10 protein-coding genes and 1 pseudogene are annotated in these 9,765 nt (G+C 65.6%); 3 read left to right on the forward strand and 8 right to left on the reverse strand.

Annotated features, from left to right (window positions below):
• From BLX41_RS31265 to BLX41_RS31275, 3 genes are all read right to left on the reverse strand, one after another.
• Positions 1 to 782: NADP-dependent oxidoreductase (locus tag BLX41_RS31265; protein WP_259745434.1), on the reverse strand; the 782-nt coding region annotated here is incomplete at its 3' end.
• Positions 783 to 856: 74 nt separating this feature from the next.
• Positions 857 to 1,480: a Dabb family protein gene (locus BLX41_RS31270; RefSeq protein ID WP_123727981.1), complete on the reverse strand. Its 624-nt coding sequence runs from the start codon at positions 1,478 to 1,480 to the stop codon at positions 857 to 859.
• The gene (locus BLX41_RS31275; RefSeq protein WP_123727982.1) at positions 1,470 to 1,814 is read right to left on the reverse strand and encodes a hypothetical protein; all 345 of its coding nucleotides are present in this window, start codon (positions 1,812 to 1,814) and stop codon (positions 1,470 to 1,472) included. The genes BLX41_RS31270 and BLX41_RS31275 overlap by 11 nt, the downstream gene beginning before the upstream one ends.
• On the opposite strand from BLX41_RS31275, the gene BLX41_RS31280 reads away from it, so the two are divergent.
• Positions 1,788 to 3,023: an AraC family transcriptional regulator gene (locus tag BLX41_RS31280; protein WP_221179228.1), complete on the forward strand. Its 1,236-nt coding sequence runs from the start codon at positions 1,788 to 1,790 to the stop codon at positions 3,021 to 3,023. The two genes, BLX41_RS31275 and BLX41_RS31280, sit on opposite strands and share 27 nt — an antisense overlap.
• A gap of 67 nt (positions 3,024 to 3,090) precedes the next feature.
• On the opposite strand, the gene BLX41_RS31285 is transcribed toward BLX41_RS31280, so the two are convergent.
• Genes BLX41_RS31285 through BLX41_RS31300 form a run of 4 tightly spaced genes read right to left on the reverse strand, consistent with a single transcriptional unit; the run spans position 3,091 to position 7,692 of the window.
• Complete coding sequence (locus tag BLX41_RS31285) at positions 3,091 to 3,543, reverse strand: response regulator (RefSeq protein ID WP_123727984.1); 453 nt, start codon at positions 3,541 to 3,543, stop codon at positions 3,091 to 3,093.
• Positions 3,540 to 5,867, reverse strand: coding sequence for an ATP-binding protein (locus tag BLX41_RS31290; RefSeq protein WP_123727985.1), 2,328 nt, complete (start codon positions 5,865 to 5,867; stop codon positions 3,540 to 3,542). The genes BLX41_RS31285 and BLX41_RS31290 overlap by 4 nt, the downstream gene beginning before the upstream one ends.
• Positions 5,864 to 6,532, reverse strand: coding sequence for a response regulator (locus tag BLX41_RS31295; RefSeq protein ID WP_123727986.1), 669 nt, complete (start codon positions 6,530 to 6,532; stop codon positions 5,864 to 5,866). Before BLX41_RS31295 ends, BLX41_RS31290 begins: the two co-directional genes overlap by 4 nt.
• Entirely contained in the window at positions 6,529 to 7,692 is a 1,164-nt protein-coding gene (locus BLX41_RS31300) for a sensor histidine kinase (protein WP_123727987.1), read from the reverse strand. The genes BLX41_RS31295 and BLX41_RS31300 overlap by 4 nt, the downstream gene beginning before the upstream one ends.
• A gap of 172 nt (positions 7,693 to 7,864) precedes the next feature.
• Here BLX41_RS31300 and BLX41_RS31305 point away from each other — a divergent pair, with 172 nt between their 5' ends.
• A complete protein-coding gene (locus BLX41_RS31305) occupies positions 7,865 to 8,386 on the forward strand; it encodes an SgcJ/EcaC family oxidoreductase (RefSeq protein WP_123727988.1) in 522 nt (173 codons plus the stop codon).
• Positions 8,387 to 8,432: 46 nt separating this feature from the next.
• Here the strand turns inward: BLX41_RS31305 and BLX41_RS31310 are convergent, their stop codons facing one another.
• Positions 8,433 to 9,434 (reverse strand): AraC family transcriptional regulator, encoded by a 1,002-nt coding sequence (locus BLX41_RS31310; protein ID WP_123727989.1) that lies wholly within the window; start codon positions 9,432 to 9,434, stop codon positions 8,433 to 8,435.
• 249 nt (positions 9,435 to 9,683) lie between these two features.
• Here BLX41_RS31310 and BLX41_RS37145 point away from each other — a divergent pair.
• Positions 9,684 to 9,765: pseudogene (locus tag BLX41_RS37145) on the forward strand (EAL domain-containing protein); the annotation flags it as partial.

Consider the following 9,765-nt stretch of genomic DNA (forward strand, 5'->3'; position numbering starts at 1 on the left):
CCGCGTCGAGCGGCCGCAGCATGGTCGGGGCCGGTTTCGCCAGGGTGCAGGGTCAGGATCGAAACCAGGATTCCCCCTGGCCGCAGTAGCTCCAGGCTGTTGGCCAGGCTTGCGCCACCCACGCAATCGAGCACCAGATCCACACCATCGGCGGACCAGGCGCGCAGGCTGCGGTGAATATCCTGGGTGCGATAGTCGATGGCCAGCTCGGCGCCCAAGGACTGTACATAGCCTTGCTTGTCGGCGCCGCAGGTGGTCGCGACCCGGGCTCCGGCAAGCTTGGCGAACTGGATCGCGAAGGTGCCCACGGCTGCACCACCGCCATGGACCAGCACCTTGTGTCCGGCCTGCAGGCCGCCATCATCGAAGAGCCCGGCCCAGGCCGCCAGTGCCGGGGTCGGTACTGCCGCCGCCTGGGCGAAGCTGAGGTTGTTGGGCATTGGCACTACGGATTGCTGGTCAATGCAGGTGTATTCGGCGTACGACCCCCATTTTCCATTGCCCACATCGCTTTGCGCGAACACCGCCTGGCCCCGGCAGAACCCCTCGACGTCGGCGCCCCAGGCTTGCACCGTGCCGGCCAGGTCAAAGCCCAGGACGAACGGAAAACGATAGGTGATGAACGGTGCAAGGTGACCCTCCCGGCATTTCCAGTCCGCCGGGTTGACCCCGGCGAAATGGACCTGGATCAGGACTTCCCCGGGGCCTGGTCGGGGCTTGGGTACCCGAGCCATGTGCAGGACCTGGGAGCTTCCCAGGCGATCAATCACTACAGCGCGCATATACGTACCTCTCTGGAATGGAGTCGCTCGTTGGCGGGATGGTGTTGGCAGCCGGCTGCGCGGGGCTTGGACGCTTAAGGCGGGGAAGCGACGCGGGACAGAAGGCTTGTCGGCAGCGGGCAGAAAGCATGGACGAGGGCGTCGACCGCCCATTCGGGACACTGTGGGTCAAACCAGCGATCCACCCAGCCCCAGTGATACGGGTGGCTCAGGTAGTCTCCGGACAGTCCGGAGATATCGCTGAACTCCTGTTGCCAGACATGGGTCCAGGGGCTGTCTGAACAGACCCGGCTCAATTGCCAGTTACCTATGCTGGTGATGTAGTCCGGCATGCGCAGCAAATCACGCTCCAGTGCACGGCGGTGCTGGGAGCAGTCGGCACGCAAGCGGAACATCAGCGTGCGCCAGATTCCGTTACGCATCCCCGGAGCACGCTGCCCACCATCCAGGCGCTGATACGCCACTCCGTCCAGTCTGGCCAGCCCGGGCAGTTGCTTGAGCACATCGAACGCAGCACTGGAGCCATCGTGGCACAGGTCCAAGGTGAAGTCGCCGGCGTTCCAACTACCCTCCAGGTTGCTTTGCAGGCTGAGATGAACGAGGTGCGGCAAGGTTTCCAGGCGTTGTCTTAACGCCGCTTGCAGCGCTACGGGATCGGCGTCGGGGCACACATACAGCTGCGCGGTCTCATGCTTCATGGCTACTGCTCTCCCTTTGGCGCAGGGTTTGGTCGGCGCTGACCAGCACATGGCGTCGGCGTTGCACCGCCCGTTCGGCAACCTCTGCCCAGAACGCCAGGACCTCGGCGCCTGCGGCCGTGCGCAGGCTGTAGTAGGTTGCCACGTCGGGCACTTGCCACAGTAGCCAGAGGCGGTTGTGTTCGCCGGGTACCGCCACTGGTGGCGAGACCCAGCGCTGCAGCAGCGTTAGCCCATGGCGTTCGGCTTGGGGCCGGTAGCCTTGATCCAGGCGCTCCAGCAGCCCGGGAATCTGTTCGGGAGGCAGGTGGATCTCGTCGAGTATCCGGATCATGGCTTGCCTGCAAGGCGATCAGGCGCCAGTCTGGCGCAAGTCGAAAGGGGCGCATGGATAGTTGCCATAGGTCGAGTCTCCGTCTGGTGGAGGGGCAAGCGTCGCAGTAAGCACGCCGAACCAGGACCATTACTCCATGGCAGCGAGGCCCTGACCCTCACCACAACGGACAGAAAACCTGACCGTATTGATCAATATGAGAACGAGGCGATGATTTTGCGGCGATTTCATGGGATTCGTGTTCCCTTGGGGATGAGTACCCGGTTGCTCGATGAGTTGCGCAGCAACGGCTTGTGCCGGGCCTGTGACGGTGCGTCGCTGTCGGCAGATGCTTTCGTCCAGCTGTTTCGTTACGCCATCGAGCAGTTGCAGGCCCGGATGGCAAAGGGCGAGCGCCATCTACCCATGAGCAAGCAGGAGGTGGACCTGCTGTGTCGCTGCGTGCTCAGTTGTAACAGCCTGGGTGAGGCCATCCACTGCGCCGGCCAGTTCTGCACGATGCTGCTGCCGCGGGCCGGTCGTTTGAGTCTGGAGCTGCAGGGCGCGACGGCGGTGTTCCATATGGATTCGCTGCGCCGCTCTCGCAGTTCTGCTGCGTGCCTGGTGGATCTCACCGGGCTGTTCTATTACCTGCAGTTGTTCACCTGGCTGATCGGCCGCAGCCTGAAGATACAGAGCGTGTTCCTGGCGCATCCGAGACGCGAGGACGCCATGCCTTTCCTCGGCCTGTTCGATGCTCCGGCTAGGTTTGGCCGGCCGACTTATGGCTTCAGTTTCGACGCCGCCTTGCTGGCGCGGCCGGTGATCCGCAAATCCTCCGAGCTGGCATCGTTCATTGAAGACCTGCCGTTTCGCCTGGTGGGGGCAGCCCCGAGCGTGATCAGCCTCGGCCAGCAGGTGCGAGGGTTCTTTGAAGCGGCGCTGGTGCAGGCCCAGGAACTGCCGACATTGGGGTGGCTGGCGCGGTCGCTGGGCGTCAGTGAAATCAGCTTGCGCCGCCGTCTGGCAGCGGAAAATACCAGCTATCAGGTATTGCGCAGGGAATGCCTGCGGGAAGCGGCGCAGCACTGTTTGTGCAACACCGATTGGACAATCGGCCGTATCGCCGGTCATCTGGGCTTTGGCGGCGAGGCGGCGTTTCGCCGAGCCTTCCAGTCCTGGACTGGACAGGCGCCCAGCCACTATCGGGCAATGCACCAGAGGCGCTGAACCTCAAGCACCGTAACGCCTGGCTATGGGCCCTGCGTCTGCGAAAGCGGGTCTTGGAGCTTGTTTCTCAAGACCGCGACGGGCGCAGCAGCTCGATGCGCTCCGGCGGCACCAGGGTCCGCAGGGTCTTGTACAAGGCCCGGGTTTCCAGCAGGTTCCAGATCCGCAACAGGGTCTCCAGGGCGTCCAGGGGCTTGCTGATGAAGTCCCGTGCGCCCAGGGCCAGGGCCCGCAAGCGGGTGTCGCGAGTGGCATCGGCGGTCAGTACCAGAATGGGCAGGTAGTCGTTGGCCGGAATCCGCCGGTTGAGTTGCTCCAACACCGCAAAGCCATCGAACTCGGGCATGTGCAGATCGAGAATCACCAGGTCCGGCTCGAAGCTGTTGAACAGTTCCAGGGTGCGCAGCGGCTGGGTGCTGCTCAGAACGTTGTGCAACCCTTCCCGGGCCAGCAGTTGTTCCATCAGGTCGAGGTTGGGACGTTGGTCGTCGACAATCAGGATGCGCATATCGGCAGTCATACGGGCTCCGCTAGGCAGGCTTGGAGGTGGGCGAGGAACGCCGGTATATGGATCGGCTTGGTGAGGATCGCCGTCGCCCCGGCTTCGCGCAGGGTGCGCTGGGTCAGCTCACTGGCGTCGGCGGTAATCATCAGGATCGGTGTGGTGGCGGTGATGGCGGAGGCGCGCAGGCGTTGCAGCACTTCCAGGCCCTGCAGGTCCGGCAGGTTGACGTCCAGCAGGATCATCTGCGGTGCGTGCTGGCGGGCCAGATCCAGGCCCATCTGCCCCTGCATGCTCGACAGCAACTGAATCCCCGGACGGCGCTGCAGCAGGGTTTCGATCAACGCCAGGCTTTGCAGGTTGTCTTCGATGCACAGCACTTTGCCCTGGTAGCGGCTCGCGGGTTGTGGCGCCGGCACGTTCAGCACCGGGGCGCTGAAGGAGGCCCCGGCGGCCGCATCGACCAGGCGCACGAAGGGCAGTTCCAGGGTGAAGCAACTGCCGCTGCCCAGGGTGCTCTGGACGCTGAGGCCGCCGTCCATCATTTCCAGCAGGCTCTTGCTCAGGGCCAGGCCCAGGCCGGTGCCTTCGACCTTGGGGTCGGCATCCAGGCGTTCGAACGGCTTGAACAGGCGCTCCAGGTGATCAGGGGCAATGCCGCCGCCGGTGTCGATGACGCTGATACGCAGGCGCGGCTCGTCGATCGCCACCTCGATGTTCACCTGGCCGGCGCTGCGGTTGTACTTGATGGCATTGGACAGCAGGTTGAGCAGCACCTGGATCAGCCGCTGGCGATCGGCGATCACCCCGCTGTCCGCCGGCAGTTCCGGCAGCGGGGCCAGGTGAATGCCGGCGTCGGCGGCCATCGGCGAAACCAGGGTCAGGGCTTCATGCAGCACCGCCCTCAGGGCGATGGGCTCGACGTTCAGCGGCAGGCGTCCGGCCTCGATACGGGCGATGTCCAGGACCTCGTTGATCAGTCCCAGCAGGTGCTGCCCGGCCCGCAGGATGTGCCCCACCTGGGGCCGCTGGCCGGCGGTGGAATCCATGTCCAGCAACTGGGCGAAGCCGAGGATGGCGTTCAGCGGGGTGCGCAGTTCGTGGCTCATGCGCGAGAGGAATTCGCTCTTGGCGCGGCTGGCGCTTTCGGCTTCTTCGCGGGCGGTGCCCAGGGCGATTTCCGCGGCGCGGCGGTCGGTGATGTCCCGGGTGATCTTGGAAAAACCGCGCAAGGCGCCGCTGCCGTCGTACTGGGCGGTGATCACCACGCTGGCCCAGAAGCGGCTGCCGTCCTTGCGGCAGCGCCAGGCTTCTTCCATGTAGTGGCCGTGGGCGGTGGCTTCGCGCAGGGCCATGTCCGGGTGCTGCGGGCATTCTTCCGGCAGGTAGAACAGGGAGAAGTGGCGGCCGATGATTTCCTGTTCGCGGTAGCCCTTGATCCGTTCCGCACCGACGTTCCAGGTGGTGACCCGGCCCTGGGTATCCAGGGCGAAGATCCCGTAGTCCTTGACCCCGTCGATGATCAGTCGCAGGCGTTCCTCGTTGTCCCGCAGGGCCCGCTCGCGCTCGGCCAGCAGTTGCCCGGCCTCTACCAGGCGGGTGCCCAACTGGCCGATTTCATCCTGCTCCGGAGCTTGCGGCAGCAGCGGCTGTCCCAGGGCCAGGCGCTGGGCATTGCCCTGCACCTGCTGCACCCGGGTGACGATGCCCCGGGACAGCAACAGCACGGCGATGATGGCGCCGAACAGCCCGCAACCGGCGGCCAGCAGGGTGGCGAACAGCAGGCGCATGCGGGTCGCCACGGCGGCTTCGGTGCGCTCGGCCAGCAGCGCGTCTTCGCGCACGCGCATGGCGCTGATCTTCTCCCGCAGCACGTCCAGCACCTGTTTGTTGTCGATCAGGATCGCGGTCACGGTGTCGGCGTCGTCGCGGCTGCCATTGCGCAGGGCCACCAGGCCATCGAGCTTGGTATGGATCAGCGGGGTGATGGCTTGCAGGTACTCGCGCATGCGCGCATCCCGCACATTCTGGTCCAGGCGCTGCAGGGCGGCCTCGATCTGCGGCCGGGCTTGAAGGTAGGCGGGGAGGAAGTCTTCGCGCCGGGTCAGCAGGTAGCCGCGCACGCTGGCGGCGGCTTCCGCCAGCAGGGTGTGCACGGTCTGGATGTCGCCCTGCACCAGCAGCACCCGGCGCACGTCCTCTTCGGCCCGGGCAGTCTGGCGCTCGGTGCTGTAGATCAGCACCAGGGACAGCAGCAGGATCACCAGCGGCAGCGAGATCACCACCAGCGCCTTGCCCCGCAGCGGCAGGTCGGCCCAGCGCCGGGCGCTCAACAGGTTCATGGCCACTGCCCGCCCGGTTGGGCCACCAGCCCCAGGGCAATGCCGCGCACGGCGGCCTGGGTGCGGTCGGCGGCGCCCAGCTTGCCGATCACCCGTTCCACATGGGCCTTGGCGGTGCCGGTGGTGATGCCGAGTTTTTCACCGATCTCGCGGTTGCTGAAACCGCCGGCCACCAGGCCCAGCACCTGGCGCTCCCGGGCGGTGAGGGGCTGGGCCTGGGGCGCCGTGCCGTTGCCACGCTCGGTCATGCGGCGCAACAGGCGGGCGCTGACCGCACTGTTGAGGGCTTCCTCGCCCTGGGCTACCCGTTGCAGGGCGCTGATCACTTCATCGCGGCTGGCGTCCTTCAACAGGTAGCCCACGGCGCCGGCTGCCATCGCCGCTTCCAGGTGATCGGGGCTGTCGTCCATGGTGAAGATCACCACCTTGACCTCGGGCTGGCGCTGTTGCAGCAGGCGCGCCGCCCCCAGGCCATTGAGCTGTGGCATGCGGATATCGAGGATGGCGATGTCCGGGCGCAAGCGCTCGCAAAGGACCAGGGCTTCTTCGCCGTCCCTGGCCTGACCCACCACGGCAAACTCCGGGTTGCCCGCCAGCAGCGCGACGAAACCGGTGCGGGTCACTTCATGGTCGTCCGCCAGGACCAGGCGTATTGCCTCGCTCATACAGGTTGCTCCACAGGTTGAACCGGCACTCGGGCCTGGATGCGGGTGCCATGGCCGGGTTGGCTGTGGCAGGTGAAATGGCCACCCAGCAAGTGCGCGCGCTCGTGCATGGCCACCTGTCCCAGTTGTTCGACGCCCTGGGTCGCCAGGCTGAGAAAGCCGCAGCCGTCGTCACTGACGCGCAGCAGGGCGTGGCTGTCTTCCATGGCCAGGCTCAGGTGCACCGCGTCGGCCCGGGCATGCTTGAGAATGTTGTTGATGGCTTCCTGGGCGATGCGGAACAGGGCGATTTCCACGGCCCCCGGCAGGCGCTCCGGGCAACGCTGCTCCCAGTGCACGCTCAGGCCCGCCTCCCGCAGGCGGTCGGCCTCGCGGTCGATGGCCCGCAGCAGGCCGAAATCGTCGAGCACGTGGGGGCGCAGGCCGCCGATCAGTTGCCGGCCCTCGCCGACGCAGCCCTGGGCCAGTTGCAGGATGGTCTGCAGTTCGTCGTTCAGCTCGCTGGGCAGTGACGGGCAGCGCCCGGCGAAACCTTGCAGGCGCTGATGCAACCCGGCCAGGGTTTGAGCCAGCCCGTCATGCAGGTCATAGGCGACGCGCTTGCGCTCATCTTCCTGGGCGCTGAACAGGCGCTGCACCAGTTCCGACATGCTGCGTTCCCGGGCTTGCAGGTCCTGCAGCAGACGCTGGTTTTCCAGGTGGGCGGCCAACAGCGTGGCCAGCAGTTGCAGGGATTCCAGGTCTTCGCTGTCCGGTGCGCTGATGGGCACGCTGTTGGCCAGCAGCAGGGCGCCAAAAGCCTGGCCATCGGCACGGTGCAACAACACCCGCAGTACCGAGGCCGGCTCCGTGACCGGGCGTGTCAGCCACTGGGGTTGCTCGGCCAGGGCGCGCAGGGCTTTCAGGCGCTCGCCGTGGCCATGCTCGGCACTGGTGCGGACCACGCCGTCGGCGTTCCACTCCAGCAGCACGCCGTGATCCATGGCGACAAAGGCACAGGCGCGCTGTACGACGCGCAGGCGCATCTGCTCGGGAGGCAGTTGCAGCAGTTCCTGGCCGGTGTCCACCAGCAGGCGCAGGCGCGCGGCGCGGCTTTGCGATTGCCGGTACTGGCTGCGCAGGGCCAGGGCGCTGCCGGGATCGAGGGGCGGGGGGGACATGACAGGACTCCAGCGTGGCGTCGGTGTGATTGAGCGGGCCGGGGCATTAGACCCTGTGACCCGGGCTGCGCCTATCTGCCAAATGGCATAGACCGATGGCTCCAGTTGGCCGATGGCGGCGGCGGCGGCCCTGGGCACAGTGTGGCTCATTGAAACCCACTGGAGTCTGCCAATGAAACTGAAAACCACCGCCCTGGCCCTGTTCTTCGTTCTGGGCGCCCCTCTGGCCCAGGCCCTGGAAGCCACCCCTTACGTGTACCGCACCGTGGCCGAGCAGCCGCAGAATGTGCAGGACCGGGAGATCGCCGGTTTGTTCGATCGTTGGAACAGCGCCCTGCAGACCGGCAATCCGCAAGCCGTGGTCGGCCTCTATGCGCCCAACGCGGTGCTGCAACCGACCGTCTCCAACCAGGTGCGCAGCACCCACGCGCAGATCCAGGACTACTTCGAGCATTTCCTGACGTCCAAGCCGGTCGGTCAGATCAACTACCGCGAGATCCGTCACCTGAGCCCGGACGCGGCGATGGACAGCGGCGTCTACACCTTCACGCTGACCGCCGCTGACGGCAAGAAGCAGCAGGTCCAGGCTCGCTACACCTTCCTCTATGAGCGCGTCGACGGGCAGTGGAAGATCCTCAACCACCACTCTTCGGCCATGCCGCAAGTGCAGCCGCAGTTGCAGGCCAGCCACTGATTCATCCGCGTCACCTCTTGCGCCGAGCCTTTGCTCGGCGTTTGCCTTACTGCTCGCGGTACCGCCCGGGCGTCATGCCGAACCAGCGCATGCAGGCCTTGTGAAAACTGCTCTGGTCGCGAAAGCCCAGTAACGCCCCGATGTATTTGACGCTGCGCATGGAGTTGCGCAGGAAGCTGTGGGCCAGCATCAACCGGGCTTCGTCCTGTAGGGCCGAAAAGTGCACGTCTTCATGGCCCAGGCGCCGTTGCAGGCTGCGGGTGCTGACGCCGACCCGCTCGGCGATGTGTGGCAGGTCGCTGGGGGCACCCCGGGCCAGGCATTCCGAGAGGGCCCGGCGCACCCGGGCGGTCATCGAGCCGCTGAGCAGCACGTTGAGCCGGCTGCGGGCGTATTCCATATGCAGCACATCCAGGGCCGGGTCGGCGGTGGGCAGGGCGATGGCGCAGTCCTGGTGGCTGAAGGTCAGGCTGTTGTGGGGGGCGGCGAATTGCAGGTTGTCCCCCAGCAAGTGCTGCAGGGCCCGGGTATCCGCAGGTTCGGGGTAGGTGAAGGCCGCAGCCAGGGGCCGGGGCTTGTGCTGGGGCAACAGCCAGTGCAGCAGGCCCAGGGTCTGGGCCGTGCCGGCGTCTATCACGGCCCGGGGCATCAGCGAGGGCGCGGCGGTGACATCGAAACCTATCAGTTTCAGTGCCTGGGGATTGCGCTCCAGGCACATGCAGAAGCCATTGCTGATCAGCGCGTGATAGTCCACCAGGCGTTGCAGGGCCGCCCCCAGGGTGGCGCAGGACATCACGGCATACCCCAGCGCCTTGAGGTTGGCCGGATGGGCTTTGCTGTAGGCCAGCAGCCCGAGATCCGGATTGCCCGTGCGCCGGGTGGCTTCGCCCATGACCTGATAGACCAGTTCCAGCCTGACGCCCTTGGGGTTTTCATCAACGTCCTGGATGCTGCTGCCGAATTGTTTGAGCAGGGCATCGACATTGGCGCCGCCCTCTCTCATGACATCGGCAAGCACCCGAAAGCTGGCGCTGGTCATTCTGTGCATAGGTCTTCCTGAACTAGTGGCTAAATGATATCGATGAGGCCTTTTGCATGATTGCAATAAACAAAAGGCCGCAGACGATTAAGCCAAGGCCAGGGTTTCCGAGGACAAGCGAAAGGTATCCGGGAACACTTCCTCAAGGGGCGAGGGAGGGTCGATCATGGTCGGGCAGGGACCCTTGGGTGACCACGACGGCCGGTTCGTCGGGTGCTGCTTGTCGGGGTGCGCCTTTGTCTTGCCTATGGATCTGTCATGCAAAGCAGCAAAGACTTTTATCGCGAACTGGCCGCAGGCCATTTGATGCTGGCGTTCCAGCCGGTGGTATGGCTGCCGG

The organism is Pseudomonas protegens (assembly GCF_003732485.1).
In the GTDB taxonomy this organism is placed as follows: Bacteria; Pseudomonadota; Gammaproteobacteria; order Pseudomonadales; family Pseudomonadaceae; genus Aquipseudomonas; species Aquipseudomonas protegens_B.

Coding starts and splice junctions, on each gene's coding strand:
- BLX41_RS31300 (WP_123727987.1), bottom strand. CDS start 7,692: ATGTCCCCCCCGCCCCTCGATCCCGGCAGCGCCCTGGCCCTGCGCAGC.
- BLX41_RS31295 (WP_123727986.1), bottom strand. CDS start 6,532: ATGAGCGAGGCAATACGCCTGGTCCTGGCGGACGACCATGAAGTGACC.
- BLX41_RS31290 (WP_123727985.1), bottom strand. CDS start 5,867: ATGAACCTGTTGAGCGCCCGGCGCTGGGCCGACCTGCCGCTGCGGGGC.
- BLX41_RS31305 (WP_123727988.1), top strand. CDS start 7,865: ATGAAACTGAAAACCACCGCCCTGGCCCTGTTCTTCGTTCTGGGCGCC.
- BLX41_RS31285 (WP_123727984.1), bottom strand. CDS start 3,543: ATGACTGCCGATATGCGCATCCTGATTGTCGACGACCAACGTCCCAAC.
- BLX41_RS31275 (WP_123727982.1), bottom strand. CDS start 1,814: ATGATCCGGATACTCGACGAGATCCACCTGCCTCCCGAACAGATTCCC.
- BLX41_RS31270 (WP_123727981.1), bottom strand. CDS start 1,480: ATGAAGCATGAGACCGCGCAGCTGTATGTGTGCCCCGACGCCGATCCC.
- BLX41_RS31310 (WP_123727989.1), bottom strand. CDS start 9,434: ATGCACAGAATGACCAGCGCCAGCTTTCGGGTGCTTGCCGATGTCATG.